This is a genomic window from Paenibacillus sp. FSL R7-0198, assembly GCF_038000415.1.
GTDB lineage: Bacteria > Bacillota > Bacilli > Paenibacillales > Paenibacillaceae > Paenibacillus.
On record NZ_JBBOCB010000001.1, the window covers coordinates 3,158,012 to 3,180,868 of the forward strand.

23 protein-coding genes are annotated in these 22,857 nt (G+C 46.2%); 4 read left to right on the forward strand and 19 right to left on the reverse strand.

What is annotated here, in order from left to right; all coding sequences use genetic code 11:
• Window positions 1-42: 42 nt before the first annotated feature.
• The 15 genes from MKY87_RS13545 to MKY87_RS13615 all read right to left on the reverse strand — a co-directional run bounded on the left by MKY87_RS13545 (window position 43) and on the right by MKY87_RS13615 (window position 13,346).
• Complete coding sequence (locus MKY87_RS13545) at window positions 43-264, reverse strand: hypothetical protein (protein WP_338588895.1); 222 nt, start codon at window positions 262-264, stop codon at window positions 43-45.
• A complete protein-coding gene (locus MKY87_RS13550) occupies window positions 257-1,456 on the reverse strand; it encodes a Ger(x)C family spore germination protein (protein WP_338588898.1) in 1,200 nt (399 codons plus the stop codon). The genes MKY87_RS13545 and MKY87_RS13550 overlap by 8 nt, the downstream gene beginning before the upstream one ends.
• 4 nt (window positions 1,457-1,460) lie before the next feature.
• Window positions 1,461-3,056, reverse strand: a complete 1,596-nt coding sequence (locus tag MKY87_RS13555; protein ID WP_339788274.1) for a spore germination protein — start codon at window positions 3,054-3,056, stop codon at window positions 1,461-1,463.
• 175 nt (window positions 3,057-3,231) lie between these two features.
• Window positions 3,232-4,218: a siderophore ABC transporter substrate-binding protein gene (locus MKY87_RS13560; RefSeq protein ID WP_339788271.1), complete on the reverse strand. Its 987-nt coding sequence runs from the start codon at window positions 4,216-4,218 to the stop codon at window positions 3,232-3,234.
• 42 nt (window positions 4,219-4,260) lie between these two features.
• Window positions 4,261-5,019 carry an iron ABC transporter ATP-binding protein gene (locus MKY87_RS13565; RefSeq protein ID WP_338588904.1) on the reverse strand — a complete coding sequence of 253 codons (759 nt, stop codon included), beginning with the start codon at window positions 5,017-5,019 and terminating at the stop codon, window positions 4,261-4,263.
• On the reverse strand, window positions 5,013-5,981 hold the full coding sequence (locus tag MKY87_RS13570; protein ID WP_339788266.1) for an iron chelate uptake ABC transporter family permease subunit: 969 nt from the start codon (window positions 5,979-5,981) through the stop codon (window positions 5,013-5,015). The genes MKY87_RS13565 and MKY87_RS13570 overlap by 7 nt, the downstream gene beginning before the upstream one ends.
• Window positions 5,978-6,931, reverse strand: a complete 954-nt coding sequence (locus MKY87_RS13575) for an ABC transporter permease (protein ID WP_340964886.1) — start codon at window positions 6,929-6,931, stop codon at window positions 5,978-5,980. Before MKY87_RS13575 ends, MKY87_RS13570 begins: the two co-directional genes overlap by 4 nt.
• A gap of 248 nt (window positions 6,932-7,179) precedes the next feature.
• Entirely contained in the window at window positions 7,180-7,515 is a 336-nt protein-coding gene (locus tag MKY87_RS13580) for a hypothetical protein (RefSeq protein WP_339788263.1), read from the reverse strand.
• A gap of 44 nt (window positions 7,516-7,559) precedes the next feature.
• Window positions 7,560-8,261 (reverse strand): pirin family protein, encoded by a 702-nt coding sequence (locus MKY87_RS13585; protein ID WP_340964888.1) that lies wholly within the window; start codon window positions 8,259-8,261, stop codon window positions 7,560-7,562.
• Window positions 8,262-8,460: 199 nt separating this feature from the next.
• The gene (locus MKY87_RS13590; protein WP_339788260.1) at window positions 8,461-8,874 is read right to left on the reverse strand and encodes a DoxX family protein; all 414 of its coding nucleotides are present in this window, start codon (window positions 8,872-8,874) and stop codon (window positions 8,461-8,463) included.
• A 52-nt stretch (window positions 8,875-8,926) separates the two neighbouring features.
• Window positions 8,927-9,787: a M56 family metallopeptidase gene (locus MKY87_RS13595; protein WP_340964890.1), complete on the reverse strand. Its 861-nt coding sequence runs from the start codon at window positions 9,785-9,787 to the stop codon at window positions 8,927-8,929.
• Window position 9,788: 1 nt separating this feature from the next.
• Window positions 9,789-10,205 carry a BlaI/MecI/CopY family transcriptional regulator gene (locus MKY87_RS13600; RefSeq protein ID WP_017691824.1) on the reverse strand — a complete coding sequence of 139 codons (417 nt, stop codon included), beginning with the start codon at window positions 10,203-10,205 and terminating at the stop codon, window positions 9,789-9,791.
• Between the two features lie 209 nt (window positions 10,206-10,414).
• A complete protein-coding gene (locus MKY87_RS13605; protein WP_340967442.1) occupies window positions 10,415-11,878 on the reverse strand; it encodes a catalase in 1,464 nt (487 codons plus the stop codon).
• Between the two features lie 290 nt (window positions 11,879-12,168).
• Window positions 12,169-12,975, reverse strand: a complete 807-nt coding sequence (locus MKY87_RS13610; RefSeq protein WP_338588920.1) for a winged-helix domain-containing protein — start codon at window positions 12,973-12,975, stop codon at window positions 12,169-12,171.
• On the reverse strand, window positions 12,951-13,346 hold the full coding sequence (locus tag MKY87_RS13615; protein ID WP_036612807.1) for a Fur family transcriptional regulator: 396 nt from the start codon (window positions 13,344-13,346) through the stop codon (window positions 12,951-12,953). Before MKY87_RS13615 ends, MKY87_RS13610 begins: the two co-directional genes overlap by 25 nt.
• 272 nt (window positions 13,347-13,618) lie before the next feature.
• Here MKY87_RS13615 and MKY87_RS13620 point away from each other — a divergent pair, with 272 nt between their 5' ends.
• Window positions 13,619-14,731, forward strand: coding sequence for a GGDEF domain-containing protein (locus MKY87_RS13620; RefSeq protein WP_340964892.1), 1,113 nt, complete (start codon window positions 13,619-13,621; stop codon window positions 14,729-14,731).
• A 140-nt stretch (window positions 14,732-14,871) separates the two neighbouring features.
• Here MKY87_RS13620 and MKY87_RS13625 read toward each other — a convergent pair whose 3' ends face one another.
• Both MKY87_RS13625 and MKY87_RS13630 read right to left on the reverse strand, forming a co-directional pair.
• Window positions 14,872-15,810, reverse strand: a complete 939-nt coding sequence (locus tag MKY87_RS13625; RefSeq protein WP_100528312.1) for an aldo/keto reductase family protein — start codon at window positions 15,808-15,810, stop codon at window positions 14,872-14,874.
• A gap of 159 nt (window positions 15,811-15,969) precedes the next feature.
• Complete coding sequence (locus MKY87_RS13630; protein WP_338588928.1) at window positions 15,970-17,607, reverse strand: ATP-binding response regulator; 1,638 nt, start codon at window positions 17,605-17,607, stop codon at window positions 15,970-15,972.
• A gap of 482 nt (window positions 17,608-18,089) precedes the next feature.
• On the opposite strand from MKY87_RS13630, the gene MKY87_RS13635 reads away from it, so the two are divergent.
• Both MKY87_RS13635 and nrdG read left to right on the forward strand, forming a co-directional pair.
• Window positions 18,090-20,051, forward strand: coding sequence for an anaerobic ribonucleoside triphosphate reductase (locus MKY87_RS13635; protein WP_340964894.1), 1,962 nt, complete (start codon window positions 18,090-18,092; stop codon window positions 20,049-20,051).
• Complete coding sequence (gene nrdG / locus MKY87_RS13640; protein WP_340964897.1) at window positions 20,048-20,551, forward strand: anaerobic ribonucleoside-triphosphate reductase activating protein; 504 nt, start codon at window positions 20,048-20,050, stop codon at window positions 20,549-20,551. The genes MKY87_RS13635 and nrdG overlap by 4 nt, the downstream gene beginning before the upstream one ends.
• Window positions 20,552-20,560: 9 nt before the next feature.
• On the opposite strand, the gene MKY87_RS13645 is transcribed toward nrdG, so the two are convergent.
• Window positions 20,561-21,007, reverse strand: coding sequence for a DoxX family protein (locus MKY87_RS13645; protein ID WP_340964899.1), 447 nt, complete (start codon window positions 21,005-21,007; stop codon window positions 20,561-20,563).
• Window positions 21,008-21,049: 42 nt separating this feature from the next.
• The gene (locus MKY87_RS13650; RefSeq protein ID WP_340964901.1) at window positions 21,050-21,652 is read right to left on the reverse strand and encodes a TetR/AcrR family transcriptional regulator; all 603 of its coding nucleotides are present in this window, start codon (window positions 21,650-21,652) and stop codon (window positions 21,050-21,052) included.
• A gap of 283 nt (window positions 21,653-21,935) precedes the next feature.
• On the opposite strand from MKY87_RS13650, the gene MKY87_RS13655 reads away from it, so the two are divergent.
• Window positions 21,936-22,775, forward strand: coding sequence for a methyl-accepting chemotaxis protein (locus tag MKY87_RS13655; RefSeq protein WP_340964903.1), 840 nt, complete (start codon window positions 21,936-21,938; stop codon window positions 22,773-22,775).
• Window positions 22,776-22,857 lie beyond the last annotated feature (82 nt).

The window sequence follows — 22,857 nt, forward strand, 5'->3', positions numbered from 1 at the left end:
TCTTTTATTCAATCTGTACTCCGCACCATTTCTAGTCCGTATCTATGGAAGCGGTAAGAATCGCTGGATGACATGGCTGATCCATACCGCTACAAAAAAGGTTTTACTTAAATGGGTTACATAGAACCAAAGGCCAGTTCCTAATGCAATCAAGCCATAAGATAACCAGCGATTAATGACCGCCGCCTGCTTCAGATGTCTGAAATCCATCACAATCACGATGATGACCATCCCCAGATAGGTGAACAACAGTGGTTTAATCATGTACGATATCCTCCTCCATGACACCGATCGGTTTATTGACTACCCCTACATTTTCAATAATGACGTGGGGGACAACATTCACCTCAACATCAGGATAGATAACATCCCATCGATCCTTAAGTTTGTCCCATTCTTTAGGCAATTGTTGATGGATCGACCGACCAATCCCGAGAATATCGGCATGATATTTTTGCTGTATTAATCGAACCCCTTCAACGATATCCTCTTTTATTTTTTTGTGGATCGCGTCATTTAATTTTAAAATCTCTTTTTCACGCAGATCACCGTAATTGGATTCGTTATCTACAACCACACCTTTGGCATACAATTGAACGGTCACAGTAACCTTGTCATTCTTGACACTGGGGTGCAGTGAAGAATTGTTCTCGTTCAATTTGATGAATATATCTCCATCTCCGCGCGGAGCCTTGACCATAACTTCTGGTGCATTGGCTTCCCCCATGGCGAGAATCAGGGCATCAGCGGGAGCCTTGTCAATCATGCCAACCAGTTTATCCTTCTTGAAAATGGCCAATCCATCCAACTTGATGTTGGTTTTGGTGTCCTTCCAACTTTTCGGAACATTGTCCACTTTCGAAGCAACCGGCAGGAATGGATCTACCCCTTCACTAAGAATGGAATCGGTGAACGTTTTAAGAGAACGTGGATTACGCATATTTAGAAAGCACAACTCTCTCACCATCTCGGATGGAAACTTCTCTATAGGTGCATCCGTATCCATGACTTCATATGCCGCACCTTTCGTAACAACAGGTAATGCAGAGAATCGGTTGAGTGGGTACCGCGTAAACAAATCGAGCATCGGAGCCACGCCATCCCGGGCAAGGTCCTCTCCAATAAGCAGGGTACGACGATGCGCATAATAAATCGTTCGTGAGAGTGCTTTTTGGCCTTCAAGTGTAGTCCCCCTCAGTGTCTTCGCGGTGTTGGACAACATGAACCATGATTTGTCCCCGCTTGTACCACCGCCACCTCCCGAACTGCCGGTAGTACCGGATTGACCGGGAAGTGCAATCTGGAGACTGGATCTGTAATTGTCGTCCTCCTTATCAACAGCTACGCCAATCACAAAGGCAATATCATTAATTTCCTTACGATCCCAACATCCTGCTATGAAAAGGGTACACAGCAGTAACATCAATGCAGCGCGGAATTTACGAATAAGAAACATGTGTTCACCATCCTTCCTCAGCTTCAGGCGAACCATTGATCTTGTCTTTCATCCGTTTCTGGTTATCCTGAACCGTAGAAGGACGATTGATCATTTTCCACCACGGCACACGAATAAGAATATCCTTGGTATCTGTTTTACTGTACGGGCTAAGACCTGACAGATAAGGCACACCAAACGAAGTCATCTGTGTCAGATGCACCGAGATCAGGACCAAACCGATGACGATGCCATATAGTCCAAGCATACCTGCCAGTAACATGATCGGAAATCGGAGCAAACGCACGGTAATCGCAAAGTTAAACCGCGGAATTGTAAAGGAAGCTATACCTGTCATGGATACGATAATAACCATTGGTGCGGACACAATCCCTGCCTGAACTGCGGCCTGCCCAATCACGAGCGCACCGAGAATACTGACTGCCTGACCGACTGTTTTTGGTAACCTGACCCCCGCTTCACGGAGGGCTTCGAACGACAGCTCCATGATGAGAGCTTCAACCAGTGCCGGAAAAGGAATAGCTTCCCGTGCCCCGGCAATACTCAGTATCAATGTGGTTGGCAGCATGTCCTGGTGAAATGTCGTAATAGCGATGTACAGCGCTGGTAGAAATAGAGCAATGGCTACGAATAAAAAGCGAATCCAGCGTACCAGATTACTGATGAAGAATCGTTCATAGTAGTCCTCACTGGCCTGAAGCATCTGCCAGATCGTGACTGGAGCAATTAACGCGAAGGGCGTGCCGTCTACCATAATGGCAAACCGCCCTTCCAACAGGTTGCCTGCTACTGTATCCGGACGCTCGGAATAGTGCATCTGCGGGAATGGAGAGTACGGGTGGTCTTCAATCAGTTCCTCGATATACCCCGTCTCCAGAATGCCGTCGATCTTTATTTTTTCCAGACGTTTCTTCACGTCCCGGATCAACTTCGGATCAGCAATATCGTCCAGATAAGTCAGAACGATATCGGTCTTGGTTTCTGTGCCTAGTGTCATACTCACCATCTTGAGAGAGGGAGTTTTCAGCTTAAACCGCAGTAAAGCCGTATTCACACGGAGCGTTTCGGTAAATCCCTCTCGCGGTCCCCGAATCACGGATTCTGTCTGCGGTTCCTCCACACCACGTCTGACGCCGCCTTTGACATTGAACATCCAGGCTTTACTACTTCCATCAATCACCAGAAGGGCAGACGATGCCAGTACCCCTTCTGTCGCAGCAGCCCAGGTATCCACTCGCTTCACCTGTGTTAGCTCAACACGTGTATCATCCAGTGGAACATCAGGTTCATCTGTACGCTGCTGTACCAGCCCTCGAATAATTGGGCGCAGCATGTGCTCTTGGATGTCCGCCGAGTTAACAATGCCTTCAATATAGACCAGAAGCCCTTTCACTTCCGGCGTAATCATGACGTTGCGTAAAACCACATCCGAGCATTCGGAGAAGATCTCCTTTACCGCTTGAATCTGAGTTTCATGTACTGCACTAATCGGTTGCCGTAGAAAAGGCGGGGACGGCAGTCCCAAAGGGATATGTTTTTTCTCTTCTGAAGCTCGTCCCGGTTGTCGGGACTTGTCTTTCCCAGATGTCTTGTCTGCCATATGCCGCCCCTCCGTTCTTGTTTTTTATACAAGGTAGCTTGTGCCAGACAGCCGGGAATTATGTGGTCTTTTTTGCAAAATTACGATTAAATTCTCTGAGTTTTCAGACAGCAAAAAGGCCTCTGTATTTAACAGAGACCTTCCTGACACCCAACACATACATTGTTACTTCACTTTAGTTGATGCTTGCGTCCACTTCTTTAATCATTTCTTGAATGGATTCCAATCCACCGCCAGACAAATACCAGTAATTCGGATCCAGATAAACAATATGTCCTTCCTTATATGCTGTTGTATTTTTCACCAAGTCGTTCTCGATCACTTGTTTTGCCGGGGATGCCTCACCGTTACCTGCAACCACTGCACTGCGATCAACGACAAAGAGGTAATCCGGATTCTGCTCCATGACATATTCAAATGAAACGCTCTGCCCATGTGTGGATACTTCAATGTTCGCATCTGACGGAGTAAAACCAAATACGTCATGAATAATACCAAAACGGGAACCGGCACCATAGGCGCTCAGTTTACCTTCGTTTGTCAGGACGATTAGCGCATTTTTACCTGCAGCCGTTACTTTGTCATGTAGTGCCTTAACGGATGTTTCGATCGATGCAATGGCTTCTTCTGCTTCTTTTTCTTTACCAAAGATGTCCCCGAGTGTCTTCACGTTACTGGTCAGAGAATTCATATAATCTGCCGTATCTACCGCCATATATATGGTTGGTGCAATCTCACTCAGTTCTTCATACGAATCTTGGAGTCGTCCCGAGATTATGATCAGATCTGGTTTCATCGCGTTAACTTTCTCAAAATCAGCTTCTTTCAGACCACCAACATTGGTGTACTTCGCATCATTATACTTGTCCAGATAAGGAGGTACACCTTCCTGCGGAACCCCTGCAACTTCAACGCCAAGCTGATCCAGTGAATCCAGTACACCGTAGTCAAAAACAACGACCTTCTCTGGATTTTTCTTTACTGTTGTTTCGCCCAGTTTATGTTTGATGACCACTTCTTCACTTGCTTGATCTGCTGGTGCAGCAGCTTCTGATCCTGTGCCACTGCTTGCACCTGTATTATCCGCTGCCTTATTCCCACCACAAGCTGCCAGGACAACCGACAACACCACGAATAATGTAAACAACCAACCCTTTTTCATGTATAGACACCTCTCGCTCTCTATATTTGACTACCTTTTCACTCACGCAAAATATACACAAATCTTACGTCCATCAATCCATTGCACAGGGATGTGCATATCATAGACGCTCTGCAATACATCCGTATCGATGATGTCTTCCGTCTTGCCTTCTTTCACTACGCGTCCATCCTTGAGCGCAACAATATAGTCGGAATAACAGGAGGCAAAATTGATGTCATGAATGACAATGACAATCGTTTTGCCGAGTTCATCCACCATTCTGCGCAGCACCTTCATAATCTGAACAGAATGTTTCATATCCAGGTTATTCAAAGGTTCATCGAGCAAAATATACTCGGTGTTCTGGGCAATCACCATGGCGATATATGCCCGCTGCCGCTGTCCGCCACTCAGTTCATCCAGATACTTCTTGCGGAATGGGGCCAGTTCCATATAGTCGATGGCCTCCTGAATCCACTGTTGATCCTCTGGTGTGAGCCTTCCTTGTGAATACGGGAACCGGCCAAAAGCCACAAGATCCTCCACAGTTAACCGAATATTGATGTGATTGGACTGTTTGAGGACTGATATTTTGCGCGACAAGTCCTTGTTCTTCCAGCTTTCAATCTCGCGCCCTTCAATTAGGACTTGTCCTGTATCCTTGCTGATTAGCCTGGTAATCATGGATAACAAGGTACTTTTCCCAGCTCCATTTGGCCCAATAAATGATGTAATCTTTCCTTTGGCAATGTTCAGTGATACGTCATCGACTACCCGGACGCCGCTGTATTGTTTGGTAACATTTCTGACTTCTACCACGACTTATTCTCCTTTAGCAGTAAATAGATGAAGTACACGCCGCCTATAAAATTTATAATGACGCTAACGGTCGTAGCAAAGGTAAACACCCGCTCTACAATGAGCTGTCCGCCAACCAATGCAACGACTGCGATCATAACCGAACCCCAGATCAACACTTTATGCCGATGTGTCCGGAATACCTGATGCGCCAGATTCACGACCAGCAGCCCCAAAAACATAATTGGACCCACCAGCGCTGTGGAGATCGAGACCAGAACCATCACCACCAGCAGCAGCCTCTTCACAATGTAATCGTAATCCACCCCGAGATTCACTGCGTGATCTTTGCCGAGAGACAGTACGTCGAGATATTTGGTAAACTTCTGCGCGTACAGCAGGATCAGAATAATCGCAGCGATTGAGATGATCAGCAGATCCGTATTCACATTGTTAAAGCTCGCAAACATCTTGCCCTGCAGCACAAGGAACTCATTAGGGTCAATCAGTACTTCCATGAATGAAGACATGCTCTGGAACAGCGTACCCAGGATAAGACCCACCAGCAGCAACAGATAAATATTACGCCCCTGTTCCCTGCGGAACATGAACTGATGCAATAGTAAAGCAAACAACGTCATGAGCATGACAGATATTGCAAAATTAAGATTTTTGTTCACAAAGCTGATATGTGTGCTTCCAAACACAAACACCGCAAACGTCTGAAATAGCATATACAAGGAATCGAGGCCCATGATGCCAGGTGTCAGAATTCGGTTGTTGGTTATCGTTTGGAAAATAGCTGTAGAGTACGCAATGCAGGCACCTGTCAGTACAATGGCGAGAATCTTTTTTCCTCTTCGAGGCAATATGTAATCCCAGTTCCCTCCGGATTGAATGACCAGAAATATGCCGATCAATAATACTGCCGCTGCAATTAACAAGATCAACTTCCATGTATTCGCCGTATATTTCATTCTCATGATCCATAAGCCTTTCTTCGAAGCAGTAAATACAGGAATAATACACTTCCCACAACTCCCACCGTCAGACTGATCGAAAGTTGATAAGGATAAATAATTAATTGACCCAGAATATCGCAGACCAGAACGAAGATCGCACCAAGCACTGCCGTATGAGGCAATGTATCACGTAAGTTATCCCCTTTGTACAGTGTTACGATATTGGGCACGACTAGGCCCAGAAACGGAATTGTACCTACCGTAATAATCACTAACGCTGAAACCATCGCCACCAGGATCAGTCCGATATTCACAACTCGTCGATACGCCAGTCCAAGGTTGGTTGAGAAATCTTCGCCCATCCCTGCGAGTGTAAAACGATTAGCAAACAGGTACACGATAATGAGCAACGGAATACTGATATAGATCAGTTCATAACGTCCCTTCATGATGGTGGAGAAGTCACCCTGTAACCAAGAAGAAATGTTCTGGATCAGGTCGTTTTTGTAAGCAAAAAATGTTGTAACGGAGCTTACAATGTTGCCAAACATAAGACCTAGCAAAGCGATATATATCGTATCCTTGAACTTGACTTTCTCCAGAATTCGCATGAAAATCAGTGTTCCCGCCAGAGCAAAGGCAAAAGCGACCAACATTTTTTGCAGAGGGGATGCTCCCGGGAACCACATTAACGTCACAAGAATACCCAATCTGGCTGAATCCATCGTTCCAGCTGTTGTTGGGGAAACGAATCGGTTGCGTGTCAGCTGCTGCATAATCAGTCCGATTACACTCATGCTGATCCCGGCGACAAGGATGCTGATCAGGCGGGGAAACCGGCTAACTTGTAATACCTGTAGCTGGACAGAGGACAAATGAAATATATCCAATGGTGAAATGTCTGAATTGCCAATAAATATGTATACGATAGACAATACAGCCAATACGATCAACATATAACGTAACTTCATCTCTCTACTAATCCCCTTACCGATCGCCGTAAAACATTTGTATTTGCTCTACCTCGCATCATTTGATATTGATACTCATTATCAATTAAGTGAATTATATCGATATTAAATTCATCATGTCAACCTTCGATTGCTTCTTTTTTCTTAAATTTCATGAAACAACCTGAAATACATATACTATAAGATTGATAATATATAAGGAAAAAAGCCTTCCATGTGGAAGGCTTAATATTTATTATAACGTGTAGTCAATCCGCAAAATAATCTTCAGGCACATAACGAATCTCCGATTTCGCATAGATGCTTAACGTGTGACTTTCCCTGTCATACACTACCCGTTCACCGTCTACGTAGTACCAGTGTTTCAAAAGGGGCTGATCCTTGCGTTGGACGAAGCGAAATACGTTTAACTCGTGTCTAAGCTCCATAATCTGTTCCACAATCTGCTTGTCCAGGCCCGTCACGGTAAATATGAAACCTGTACCCTCCTGTTGGAATCGGTAGGACAGGGAATCTGTTTTGCTATTAGCCAATCCTCGCCCGGTCACCGCATGTTTGACCATAAACCATTCCTGTTGCGCCATACGTGTATATCCTCCTTCATCTTGGAGTTCATTTCATCAGCCATCTACGGCAAATCAATAATCATATAGAACGTATCTTCGTTTCCTTGCAGTTCGATTGAATCCCGCTGTTCCACACGAGCCGTGTCGCCTTCGTTCAACAGGTACTCTCCATCCAATCCCAGCTTGCCTTCGATGGAGAAAATGTACATTCGTCGGCCTGCATCCTGATTAAAGGTTAACTTTTCGTCTTTGGCTAATCGGCCAAGGTAGATCGTCATATCCTGATGAATGGTCGCAATTCTTGGGCCCCCATCTGGGGATACAATCGGCACGAGTGCTCCTGCCAATGCCGCTGGATCAAATGATGTCGTCTCATAGGAGGGCTCCAACCCTTTTGTCTGTGGCATGAACCAGAGCTGAAGCAAACGTACTTCTTCGGTATCGGATGCATTATGTTCGGTATGAATCATGCCACTGCCTGCTGACATCCGCTGGATACCGCCAAAGCCTGTAACGGCTACATTGCCCAGATTATCTTCATGTCGCAACTTGCCGTTTAGTACGATCGATACAATCTCCATATCACTATGCGGGTGAGCTCCAAAACCGCGACCAGGCGCAATCACATCGTCGTTCGCTACCCGCATCGGTCCAAACGCCGTATTCTCCGGGTCTTGGTATTCTCCGAAAGAAAAGCTGTGACTACCACGAAGCCAGCCTCGATCGAAGCTGGAGCGGGCATCGGATGGAATGACGTTAATCATAAAATGCATCCTCCTTATTTTTTCTTAGTAGCATACTTATTCTCATTGTAACAAACCAAAGGCATGTCGTCCAAACGAAAAAAGTTCTCTACTGATCAGCCCGGTTCGCAAATACAATTCCCGAACCGGCCTGGCCAATAAAGAACCTCGTTACAGGACTCATCCTGCACTTCATTATTTTTTAGAATCGTTAGTCATTTCAAGCACTCACATTCTGGCGAGCGTTCCCCTGTCTGGAGAACAGATAATCCACGGCCAGGAAGCGGCTTCCTGTGAAGAGCAGTGTCAGGGAACCCGCCAGCAGCAGGTAATCTAACTCGGTACCACTCAGGAACGGCTCACCCATTTTGGCTGTAAACAGAACGCCAACCATCACGATGGCAAACAGGGCAGCAAACACACGTGTTCCCAGACCCAGAATCATCGCTGCACCACCCACCAACTCAATAATGGCTACAACGGATGCAAGAAATCCGGGAATACCGATACTTTCGAAAAAACCTACTGTACCGCTGATTCCACCTTCGAATTTACTCCAGCCGTGCAATACAAAGATCAATCCGATCATAATCCTTGAGAAAAATAATCCAATCTCTACACTTTTATTATTCATGTTCATCATCCTTCCTAGTGTTATACTCGAACTCACATTTAGCTAAGTTGATTCATCCAATGGACCAAACAAACAAGATAGACAGCAACAGGAAAACAGTAGCCGACATCAGAACGGCGTAGCGTGGTAACCTCAGCGTCACGTCCTGTTCTGGGTCCAGCAGACGTGAAATTCGGACATTCACCGACGTATCCGCAAATGAGGATTGAACGGTCAGTTCTTTGGCTCCCCAAGGTTCAGGACAAGCACGGAGCAGCTTGAGCAAAGCACTGCCAATGCCTGCCACATTACCTGTACGCTCAATGGCCTCATTGTCTGCCAGAATTTCTCTAACGATATTGTAATGTTTCGAAGTATGCTTCAATACGGGAATATACGGCATCATGATTGCAAATACCGATAACAGTGTCGTCTTCAGTGGGTCACGGTGCCACAGATGATGGACTTCGTGATACACAACTGCCGTCTCCTCTTCTGTATCCAGCATCGTCAGAAGCCCCGTGGAGAGTACGATGCAAGGTCTCCATAAACCAATTGTAAATGCAACCGGAGATGACTTGTCCACCACAATGAATCCCGGCTGTCCGAGATGGTGATACCTGGACTCCAATTTGCGGGACAATGCACGCACTTCCATGGAGCGAAGTTTACGTACGGCTGCTCTCGTTTTCATCATACGCACCGTTAGCAACCAGCCTGTTCCCGCAAATGTCAGCAATACCAGTACCAGCAGGAAATGTCCCACAGATAACCATCCCAATCGACTCATCCAATGATTGCAGAGCCAGAGCAGATTAAACGGGATATCCCAGCCAAAAATTTTGTACATCGCGTACATGAACATCTGCATGAACACGAGTAACGGAATGCCAAACCCGACGGTAAACAAAAGTTTCGAGCGGGTCTTCCACATATTAATCGCTATCCTTTTTCCATTGTTTGATCTTCTGTTCCAGGCGTTCAATTAGACCCGCATCTGCTTCGTCCAGCGCATCCAGCATATGATTCAATGCCAGAGCTCCGAATTCATCCACCAACTCATGTGACAGTTCCTTGGATTGGTCGTTCATAAACTCCTCCTTACTCTGTACCGGTTGGTACAAAGATGTTCTGCCCTTCTGAGACTTTCCGAGAAGTCCCTTGTCCACGAGCCGGTTCATCACGGTCATGACTGTATTAAAATTGACGTCTTTGTCTTGTTCAAGTGCAGTCTGCACTTCACGGATACTGCTGCCAGGACGAGCCCATAAAATGTCCATGATCTTGGCCTCCAGCGGACCGAAAAATCGGTTGAGCCCACGCTCACCCACTTTGAAATTGTGTATTCTCATGTTCTGACACCCCTCACACTACCCATTGTAGTGCCATCAAATGAGAAGTCAACCTCTATGTCAGCTATTTTATGTAAATGATTTGTAAATTTGTTTTCCATTTCAGCAAAAAAAGCGAAAGACCGGGAAATTCCGCACGTTCACGGTTTGCCCGGTCTTCACCGAATATCAGTCATTATGATGTTGTGAGTACAGGGTCAAACTGTACTTTATTTTCCATCCTGTGACGGCATATGTGCAGAAATATCCACGCCGAGTCCATGAGCCAAACGTCCGCCAAGCTGTCCATCCGCCCGGAAGAAATGGCACAGGGCACGCATTTGAATATCGACAGATACTCCCTTAAGGTCATTGATCAGATTATCCAGCAAATGCTGCTGCTCTACAGGGGTAAATGAACGGAAAAGCTCCCCTGACTGCGTGTAATCATCCGTTTTCTCGATTTTCTCGCGTGTAACATGCCCTTGCAATGGGGCCTCACTGTCCCGGTATGCCGGATCTTCCTGCGGGCTGGTTCCTGAACTGTTGGGTTCATAGTTCACCGGAGATGGATCTTGATTCACATTCATAAGTCCATCACGCTGATGATTACGAACAGGTGCATACGGGCAATTCACCGGAATTTGCAAATAGTTCGTACCAAGCCGGTGACGCTGTGTGTCCGGATAAGAGAATAAGCGTCCTTGCAGCAATTTGTCTTCGGAAGGCTCAATTCCAGGTACAAGCGCACTAGGAGAAAAGGCAGCCTGCTCCACTTCAGCAAAGAAGTTTTGCGGATTCCGATTCAGGGTCATGGTCCCTACCGTATGGAATGGCAATACATCTTCAGGCCAGGTTTTTGTTGGGTCGAGCGGATCAAAAGCAAAATCATCCATCTGCTCAGGCTTCAACAGCTGTACCTGAAGCTTCCACTGCGGGTATTGCCCGTTCTTGATATGTTCATGCAGGTCCCGGGTAGCATGATTAAAGTCTTGCCCCTGTACTTCGGCAGCTTCCTGACGAGAGAAACCTCGCACGCCCTGTGCAGACTCCCATTTGTATTTCACATAATGGACCTGCCCTTGTGCATTAATCCATTTGAAAGCATGTACGCCGAAACCATCCATCTCCCGATAACTTGCCGGTGTGCCCAAATCTGAGAACAACCAGGTCATCATATGTGTTGATTCCGGTGAGAGGGTCATAAAGTCCCAATAACGGGCTGGTTCCTGAATGTTTGTATCCGGAGCCGGCTTCAAGGAATGTACCATGTCGGGGAACTTCATCGCATCACGAATGAAGAACACAGGCAGATGGTTGCCGACGAGATCATAGTTGCCTTCCCGAGTGTAGAATTTGACAGCAAATCCACGTGGATCTCGTGCAGTCTCTGGTGATCCCGTACCATGAATAACGGTTGAAAAACGAACCAGCACATCCGTCTCCGTACCTGGATCTTGCAGGAAGTCAGCTGTTGTATAAGCCTTCATACTCTGCTCCAGCGTGAATACACCATGAGCTCCGGCACCTCTCGCATGTACGACTCTTTCGGGAATACGTTCACGGTCAAAGTGGGCTATTTTCTCAATGAGATGGTAGTCTTCAAGCAGTGTCGGCCCTCTTCTGCCTGCTGTGCGGGAATTCTGGTTGTCACCTACAGGTGCGCCCTGATTGGTTGTCATACGTTCTGTCATCATGTCGTCCTCCTCTAATGGGTCTCACGGCTGCTATATATCTACTATTAAAATCATATTCGGCTTCGAATTAAATATACATTTAGACTTGATCTAACTGTTAAATTGATTCTAACATGTCCTGCTCTGCTCTTGCATGAGGTTCACATGAGTTTAAGATGAGGTTCTTCAACACTTCATGAATGAAGCATGAACATGTTTTTAAGGGAATGATTCTGATTTGCCTATCTATTAGGTAGTACCCGAAAAAGCATGAAGTGAAAGATAAAATTTAGGCAAAAAAAAGCGGACTAATCCGCCAGGCGGTAGCCCACTCCTCTTACTGTTACGATATATTGCGGCGAAGACGCGTTATCGCCCAATTTTTTGCGCAAGCTTTTGATATGAACATCGACCACATTACTCCCACCGGTAAAGTCCGTCTCCCAGATATCACTGAGCATTTCCTCACGGGAAATGACTGCACCTTTGGCATCAATCAGCTTGAGTAACAGATCATATTCAGTCTTGGTTAGATGAATCCGGGTATTATCGCGCTGCACACTCATCCGTTCACGATCGAGCCACAGATCCTTGAATCCAATACGATGCCCTTCCTCAGGCAAAAAACCACGTTTGGGCAGAGCAGGACTGTTGCCAATCATGCGCTGCACCCGGTAAAGTGCTTCCTGCGGGCGTGCAGGCCACACCAGCAATTCCTCCTGAAGCATCGGTCCACTCGCGCTGCCAATCATCTTCTCACCGACCAAATACAGACAAGGCGTGGTATGTTCCGCCTCCCGGTTCAATCGGCTGCTGATCCCAGCGAATGCATCTATGGTTCCGGCAACAGACAGATCATAGATCAACAGATCAAAGACAAGACGCTCATGCAGATCCGGTTCCCAGCGATGAAAGACCAGTACATCAAAGCAGCTATCCGTTAAGGCTTTTACCAGTTCATGAACCTGCCCCGGCATCGGGCTGATCAGAATAACACGCCTTGTAACAGGACAATTGTCCACAAGGGGTGTTGAGTCGGACAAGGCTGGTTTAACCCTAAGGGGTAAACGGCGGCCAGGCAGTTTTATTTTTACTTGATCCGTTTGTTTCTGCATTCCCCGCAGACACCTCCAAAGACCACATGAGCATGATCGATTGCATATCCGGTTTCTTCAGCTACCTGTTTCATCCATTGTGGAGGAACCTCCGTCATCACCTCGTCCACTTTGCCGCATACTTCACACATAATGTGCTGATGATCATCCATACGGGCATCGTACCGGCTTGCTGTCTCTCCGAGTTTAAGTTCCCGTATCAATTCTTTGTCCGTTAGATAACGAAGCGAATTATACACCGTACCATAGGCCAGATTATATCCTTGTTCCACGAGTCGATTCATGACATCAGCAGCTGTCGGGTGGTCCTCCGAATGGCGCACCACATCATACACCGCTTGCCGTTGTATCGTCAGATTTAAAGTTCTCACAACCATTTCTCCTTTATTATTGATCCATTTTATATGAAATCAGACACTGATCTTCTATTTATGATGGTCTTCCCAAAAAGAAGGAATACATTTTGATTTAGATTAAGTATAAATCTTATTGTATATTGAAGTCAATATCGCTCTAACATCCTGTATATGCAAATAAAACACCTTTCCCAGCAATCCCCTCATAAATTTGGGATAATATGGTTCGCTACAGCACCACTTTTCAGATAAAATATAGGGATGTGCGTATAAAGGGGGAATGTCGGTTGTTTAGCACTTTTTTCATTAATATCTGTGTCATGATTACATTTATGTATTTGTCCGGGATCATCGCGAAGTTCTATAATATCCGATTGCCTTTTCCCTCGTTACGTGTTCAGTTGATCGGCGGCTTATTATTCGGTATATATGGCACAGTACTCATGAACTATTCTTTTCCTTTGAACGAGACTACGATTGTAGATCTACGGCATCTGGCCATCGTTACCGCAGCGGTATATCTGGGAGGATTGGCTTCGGTCGTTACGGGACTAATGATCTCGATCCTTCGTATTCTGATGTTCGGCTTATCTTCCTCTGCCATAGATGCAGGATTTGTCATGACACTGATCGGACTGTCCGGTGTATACTTCGCCTATGCTCCCTGGTCCAGACTGACCAAAATAATTACAATGAATCTGCTTGGCATAACATTAATCTTTATCATCCTTATGTTGAACACGGACAGCATGAATTCATTGATGAAGGTATATCCTTTACAAATGACCATTTCCTTTGTCGGTGGATTATTTATCTATTTCATCGCAGAATTCATTAATAAATCCAATGAAATGTTATTTCTATTGGAGAGAAGAGCATCTACCGATCATCTTACCAACCTGAGCAATCGACGACAGTTCGAAAAATCACTTCAACTGGAACTTCAGCGTGCGAGGGATTACCAACAGAAGCTTTCCTTGCTTGCCATTGATATTGACCGATTCAAAAAGGTAAACGACACCTATGGTCATTCCGCCGGCGATGCGGTCCTGAAGCAACTTGGACAACTGCTCGTTGAGCATGCACGTTCTGCTGATATTGTGTCACGAAACGGTGGGGAAGAATTCGCCATTCTTTTGCTCGACTGTGGACACCGTCAGGCCGTAGCGACCGCCGAATCTATACGGCAGGCTGTAGAGAAATACCATTTTGCTCTGCCCGACGGGCACACGACACGTCTAACCATTTCCATCGGTGTAGCCGTGTATCCCGATCATTGTGATGATCATGACGATGACGATTTTTTCGAACAGGCCGACCGTGCTTTATATGAAGCGAAGAATACAGGGCGTAACCGTGTGTGTGCCTTATCTTTTCGTTCCTTGCCTCTTACGCTTTAAAGTAAGATCTAACCTTTCAATAAACTAACCTTTCCAACCTTCTCAAAAAAGGGATGTCTCGCTCGCCTATTCAGGCGCACAGGACATCCCTCTTTTTATGGATCATTACATATCATCTCAGCTTGTGTGCTGACAGGAAATCAAGCAAGAATGCTCTCAATCTCTTCGATAATGGCAGCATCCAGCTTCACGCCAGATGCAGCCGCGTTCTCTTTTACCTGCTCGGGACGACTCGCCCCTACAAGTGCACTGGATACATTGTTCTGGCGCAGAATCCAGGCAAGGGCCAATTGGCCAACCTTCAGATCCAGCTTGTCCGCCACTTCAATCAGTTGACGAACTTTCCCGATGCGATCCGCATTGATCTTTCCTTCGTCCCATCCTAGCTTAGCCGCACGGCTATTCTCTGGGATATCGGAAACGGACGTATATTTCCCCGTCAATAGACCTTGAGCAAGCGGGGAGTATACGACTTGTCCGATGCCTTTACGCTCGCCGAGCGGGATAATCTCATTTTCAATATAACGGTCAAACATGTTGTACACCGGCTGATTGACCACGATACGATCGAGGAGCAGACGATCTGCTGTACCTAATGCATCTTCCATCTGAGCCGCAGTCCACTGGCTGACGCCAACATATAAGACTTTGCCTTGGCGTACCAGATCATCAAGAGCGCGGAGTGTTTCTTCAATTGGTGTTTCAGTATGATAACGATGGCAGTAATAGATGTCGACATATTCAACGCCCAGGCGCTTCAAGCTGGCTTCACATTGCTCCTTGATATGTTTGCGAGACAACCCCTGGTCATTCGGACCATCGCCCATTTTGCCAAATACTTTGGTTGCAAGTACATAAGAGTCACGGGAATATGCTTTGAGCGTCTGCCCCAGCAGTTCTTCTGCTGCACCCCGTTCGTATACATTGGCAGTATCAAAAAAGTTAATGCCTTCATCAAATGCAGTTTCAATTGATTTCACCGCATTCTCACGTTCCACATACCCTCCGTACGTCAGCCAGCTTCCCAGGCTGATCTCGCTCACTTTCAGTCCGCTTCCACCTAATCTGCGATAATCCAATGTACATCCTCCTCTGTTGGGTATAAAGATGAAGTTCATCTTCTATTGTAACGTAACCAGCTCGGAATAAAAGGGCTTTGGCTCAGAAAATGGAAAATGCAATGAAGCGCACCTATAACAGGTGCGCCAATTAGTATATTCCTTCATCTGTCTGCTCGTTTAAGGCAGCGTAATACTCAATGCATTCAACAGATCAGCCTGTCTGACTGGCTTTGTCAGAACAGCATCAAAGGCTTCTGCTTCATGCAATTCAATGTGCATACCATAAGGAACAAGAACAATGACGGGCAGATTCTCCAGTCGCTGTTTCAGTTCATGTACAAAGTCGACTGCGCCGCCTTCCAGTAATCCCATATCCACAACGGCTACATCCGGCATGAATCCTTCCTTGATCCAATCATGCGCTAATGTCAAACCCGAGGTCATGTGTACATCCATCTCCCACCTACGCATCAGGGAAGAGACGCCTTGCAGAATGTCAGGGTCCTTGGCAAGCAACACCTTTTTCCCTTTTAACCGCTGCTGAACACTTGCGAGTTGAGGTAACTCCCAGTATCTGCGTAGCGGAAGGGAAATGTTGAATTCCGTCTCATTTTCCTGCACACTGCTCACCTGAATACGGCCATGCATGAGAATGGCAAGATTCTGGCTTACAGCTAAACCCAGATTACTTCCAATCAGTTTTTGAATATTCAAATTTTCATCTTGGCTGTTAAAGGTTTGTGTCTTCTTGTCCGATAACATCTGACCCGTGTACTTCACCTTGAGCAGAAGTGTACCGTTCTCTTCCAATTCTTCTCCATTCACTACTGCTGTGATCAGAACGGAACCTTCACGCGTTGAATCGAGAGCATACTGAATGACGTGTGCAAGCAACTGTCCAATCTTGACTTCATCACCAACGAACACTTGAGATACATTCAGTTCAAGATTTAATCCCAGCTCAATGTTCTTGCCTGTCGCAATACCGGCATAGAGATACACCGTATTCTCAATGGTACCTACCAGATCAAACGGATCATCATGTATAACCGTTTTACCTGCTTCATTAATGTTGAAATTCATCATATTATTCAGCAAGGAAAGCAGAATATTGCCGCTTGTCTCAATCATGTTCACATATTCGGACTGCTCCTCGGGCATATCCGGTGTGCGCATCAGATCTGTCAGTCCCAAAATACCGTTTAAGGGATTGCGAATCTCGTGACTCATCAACTTCAACATCTGTGTTTTGGTCATCGCCTCAGATTCGGCTCGTTCTTTCTCTGCCTGGAGCTGTTCTTGCATTTGTTCCGAATCACTCAATTTCCGCTCCTGAACATGCAGCGTACTTTCCAGATCGACAACATAACCCAGGAATACAGCCATCGCCTTCAGTGTCTTCATATCGGTTTCGCTGATCACATACCCAGGATCATCCATCAGACAGATGGTGCCAAATGTTTCGCCCGATCTTCTCATAATAGGCACGCCCACGAAGAAACGATTGCCAAGTCCGCTCGTAACGCCCATGGATCGTGTCATCGGATGTTCACATGTATCCGGGATCGTAAGAACACTCCCGTTGTCTCTTAATACCAGGCTGCAATATGAATCCGTAAATGGAAGTGCACTGCCTTTAACAACTAACTCTTCCGTACGATTAAAAGCCTCCAAAATGACATTGGTCACCCCGTCATTGGTGGCAACGAAGATGGTATTAACCTTCAATATACCGCTTAATACGTCTACGATATGGGCCGCAGCTTCCTTAATATCTTCATAGAAGCCTCTCGTAATGCCTTCCGCCGTCCCCATGATCCACCCCTTTTGTCTTAGCTGCACTTTCAAATCTGTATATCAGAATGTTTAATCACGTACAGGGGTTCATCAAGAATCCGAATAACTGTCACAATCTATACTTATATGATTAACACCGTAGAAGTAAAAGAGAATCATACTCCCTGCCGATAGCCTGTTTTTGGACAAAAGCAGGTCTTGAGTTGATGGTTTAACAACCAAAAATGGTTTGCAAATCGCCTTTTCAGATGGATGAAAGTCCATCTTGTCTCACTTCGAATATTATCCTTGCAGGATAACTAGAAATTATACGCTTCTACTCAGACTTTGGGAACCTTTATCCACAGCAATTAAAGGAAAGTCCACGTTGCCCACTACGTTGTGTGACCATTATCACACCCAAAAAACCACATATAGTTTATAAATGGATAATATGAATCTACATATAGTATTTAACATGAATTGAATGATACCCAAAATCATTTTAGGAGGAACCTTACATGAACATGCTTGAGTATGCCACTCCACCGGCATCCGATCTATTATCCGACCTGGGAAGACGAATTATTGGCGCAGAAGACGCCGATACGCTGAGGGAAAATGCGAATCTGAACGGAGACTCCTTCAGCGGCAAGATGAGCAGGCTCGGTTCGGAGACAGCCAAGTGGCATGCTCTGCGTCATGTGTTGCCGGAAGAGCTTGCCCAAGCTGTGGAGAACGGGGATCTGTATGTACACGATCTGGATCAGTATGCGCTTGGAACAACCAACTGCATCTTTATCCCGTTTGACCGTCTTCTTGCTGCGGGTTTCAATACAGGCAACGGATCGGTTCGCACACCTCAGACGATCATGTCTGCAATGGCCTTGGTTGCGATCATCTTCCAATCCCAGCAGAACAGTCAATATGGCGGTGTATCGGCCAATAAGATTGACTGGGATTTGGCCCCTTATGTACAACGATCGTTCCGCAAACATTACCGCAAAGGGCAACGCCTCTTTGGTGAGCATGCCCTGCTTGAGGATGAACAGCTTTATCTGGACAGTATCGAAGCAAAGAATCAGTGCCCGCACGCATATGCCTTCGCCTATGAAGAGACTGAACTGGAGACAGGACAAGCTGCTGAATCACTGATTCATAACTTGAACACAATGAGCAGCCGGGCAGGTGGTCAGATTCCATTCACTTCACTGAACTATGGATTATGTACATCAGCAGAAGGACGGTTGGTATCACGCTCGTTGCTGGAAGCAACCATTCGTGGCCTGGGCAACGGGGAGACTCCCGTGTTCCCTCAACATATTTTCCAATGTAAACAAGGGATCAATCAGGCTCAAGGAGAGCCGAACTATGATTTGTTCCGGCTCGCAGTCACCTGTTCATCCCGGCGGATGTATCCCAACTTTGTCAATGTTGATGCTTCGTTCAATCTGCCTTACTATCATCCGGAAGATCCGGATACGATCATCGCAACTATGGGATGCCGCACACGTACACTGGCTGACCGGTTTGGTCGCAATCGTCAAAGTGGTAAAGGTAATCTGTCCTTCAACACCATTAACCTTGTCAAGCTCGGCATCCGGTTTGGCATCTGCCAAGGTGCCAGAGCTGTCGCTGACCGGGCCGGATTCTATACTGCTTTGGAGTCGGTTATGCATAATGCCGCTTCCGGCCTGCTGCACCGCTACCGAATTCAGACAGCACAGCCTGCCAAGGCATCGGACTTCATGATGCGGGAGGGTGTATGGGAAGGTGGAGAACAGCTTGACCCGAACGAGCCAGTTGCCGATCTATTAAAGCATGGAACGTTATCTCTTGGTTTTATCGGTCTCGCAGAATGTATGACAGCTCTCTATGGGCGTCATCATGGGCAGGACCCTCATGTACACCGCGAAGCGCTCAACATTATTCGGACCATGAGAGAGTTCTGTGATCGGATGAGCGAGCAGCATAACTTGAATATCACACTGTTTGCCACACCTGCTGAAGGGTTGTCCGGCAAATTCACGAAGGTCGATAGAGAACGATACGGCCTCATTGCCGGAGTTAATGATCGTGAGTATTATACGAACTCATTCCATATCCCGGTATACCACACTCTTCCAGCTTATCGGAAGATTGAACTGGAGGCCCCATTCCACACTTTATGTAACGCAGGAGCAATCTCCTATGTGGAGCTTGACGGGAACGTTCGAGCCAACACCGCAGCTTTCCTGCGAATTGTACAGTATGCACTGGCGCAGGATATCGGTTATTTCTCCATTAATCATCCGATTGATCGCTGCCCTGCATGTGGTTATGAAGGCGTCATCGGGGATGTATGCCCAGGCTGTGAAGCCCACGAGAACCATGTGCACTTCCAGCGGTTACGCCGCGTAACCGGTTATCTGACTGGAGATTACAAAGTACGCTTCAATGCTGCGAAGCAGGCCGAAGTACGGGATCGGGTGAAACACCGGTGAATCTATATGGTTACATCCCGGAATCGGTAAATGAAGGGACAGGCCTGCGTGCCGTGTTGTTCATCAGCGGATGTCGACACGCCTGTCCGGGCTGCTTCAGTCCGGATTCATGGAGCTTTCGAGCGGGTGAGCCTTTTACAGAGGAGCGGCAGCAGCAGATTCTGCATGAAGTGACGACTCATCCGTTGCTGGATGGCGTTACGTTATGTGGTGGTGATCCCTTTTTCTCGGCAGCAGAATGTACGTCCTGGGTTCAGCAGCTCCGCGCTGCACGTCCTGATCTGACGGTATGGGCATACACGGGATTCGAATATGAGGAGCTGGTCACCGACCCTGTGAGAGCGGAGCTTGCCCGATTGTGCGATGTGATTATCGACGGGCGATACGTTGAAGCAGAGCGTGATGTCTCCCTGCCCTTCCGCGGCAGCCGGAATCAACGTTTGATTGATGTGCCTAGCACAATGGCAAGTCACACCATTGTGACGCACAAACTCATATGAGGCAGTATATTATCCAAACCATGGCGAAGCGAGTACAACCGCTGTAATGAACAGCAATTGAAGCATCAGACGTGGGAAAACTGGCCACACAGCTTTGCCGCCTATTGTTAACTTCTCACGGGCCGCATGGACATTAGCCGGGAACATGACAATGAGCATGAGCAGCAACCCTGTAGAGGCAATCCATGCAACACCAGGTATAAGTAAACCAACTGCGCCTACGATCTCCAGGATTCCAGTCCACGTGACGATTTTCTCCTTGTGAACTAATCCACGAGGAACCATCTGAACCAAATCGGATCTGCGTTTGCCCCAGTGTGCGGATGCGCTCAACAAAAACATGACGACAACCGCACCTTGCAACGCAGGATGCCAATGATTAAACATCGGAACTCCAAGCCAGCCGATCCCGCGAAGTATCATAAAAGTTGTGCATAATGCAATAAGTGGTGCCATTTCTTATCCTCCTTCATCATCTTTACTATAAAAAGATCCGTATCAGTCTTGTTGCTTAAGCATGGTAGACATGAAGTTAGCTATATCTGTAGAGTTCAAGTGTGACCTTCCGCTTGTATGCATTGAGGTGCGTACCCGCAGTCCCATGGAGAGCAGTACAAAAAGTTCTCCCATCTGCTCTGCATTAATCGAGCTATCTATCACACCATGTTTGATTCCCAACTCAATCCACTGCATCGAATAGTTGACCGACCTATCGTGAAATTGCTGTAGTGCTTCGGACACCTGAGGTTCGTCCTCTTTGCCCAGCAAATAAAGCAAGACCTTATTGGTCATTGATCCCTGCTCCTCCAGACCGACTAAATTCGCAGCGATAATCTGCATCGGACCTTCAAACGTCTTGATATCTGCTTCCGCAATGGTAGACAGAACGGCAGAGTGCACCGTCTCCAGATGCTCCATCAGAACCCAGATATATATTTCGTCCTTGCTTCTAACGTAATGAAAAATCGCCCCTTTGGACAATCCCGAGCGTTCCATAATCTCTTTTAAAGTAATCGCATGGCAGGCTTTCTCTTGTAACAGTTCCTTGGTAGCTCCCAATAACTGAGCCGTTGTATGTTTCCGTCTGTCTTCATTTTTCAAGTACGTTTCCTCCCTTGTTTACTCCTCTACTCTTTATAAGAATTATACAAACCGACTATCGGTTTGTAAATAAGAATAGTAATTAAACAATCTTTAACTGGTTCTCGGACCATTTCCCGCATAATTGAAGCATTCGTAGAGACCTGCCTTAAAGAAATAGGTTTTATCCATTCTCTCTACTTTCTTCTCTATTGCATGACGATATATTATATAGGTAGTTAGTAATTTAGCATTTAAAATTTAACCGTTTACATAAGGTGGCCAGGGAGGAATCATCTTTTATATGGATATTGTTCAAGCATTAATTACATGTATGCCTTTCTTTCGAGATACGATTCGTCAGGATGTAACCCTCTCCGTTATTGATCATGAGAAATTCCTATATTTCTCAGCAGGGGAATCGTTAAAACAACTGAATTATCAACCCGGAGACCCTCTGTTGGATGGAAATCGAAATTTTGCAGATCTGAACGGCGGTACAGTCAAAAGATTCGATCACTACTCGAAGGATATATTCGGTGTTCCTTTTGACGTAGCTTTTATTCCCATTAAAAATGAACAAGGTGAAGTCATCGCCCTGTTTAATCTGCTCTACAGTATGGATGACCAGGATCAGCTACAACAGCTCATGGATGCTACCGAAAATCTGACCAACCAGTTAATTGACAGTGTACAGCATGTAGCCGCACACTCCGAGGAACTCAGTGCCACAACCGAAGAGATCCGGAACAACTCCAAACAAGCTGTGCAGAAATCAGGCAATGTAACTCAGGTCGCCAGCTTCATTCGTGAAATCTCCGAACAAACCAATCTGCTCGGCTTAAATGCAGCTATTGAAGCTGCTCGTGTAGGCGAAGCAGGTGCAGGTTTCGGCGTTGTTGCCAAAGAAATTCGCAAACTGTCTGTCGATACCAAGGAAGCGACGGCCCGTATTGAAGATTCTCTTCTGTCGGTTCGGCAATCCATTCAGGGCATGGAGAATGAACTTGGTGAGATCACTGCAAGCTCCCAAGAGCAGGCCGAACTCGTAAACAATTTTATGAGCACGATTGAACAATTGAATGAAACCAACAAACAATTGAAGCAATTTGTGCAAAAAATGATTTCGTTTGACGGAAAATAAAAATACGTTTAAGGGACAATACAAGCACGGTTCATATCATAGAAATTTGCATAATTCGATTCCTACCGCTCAGGGGATTTAT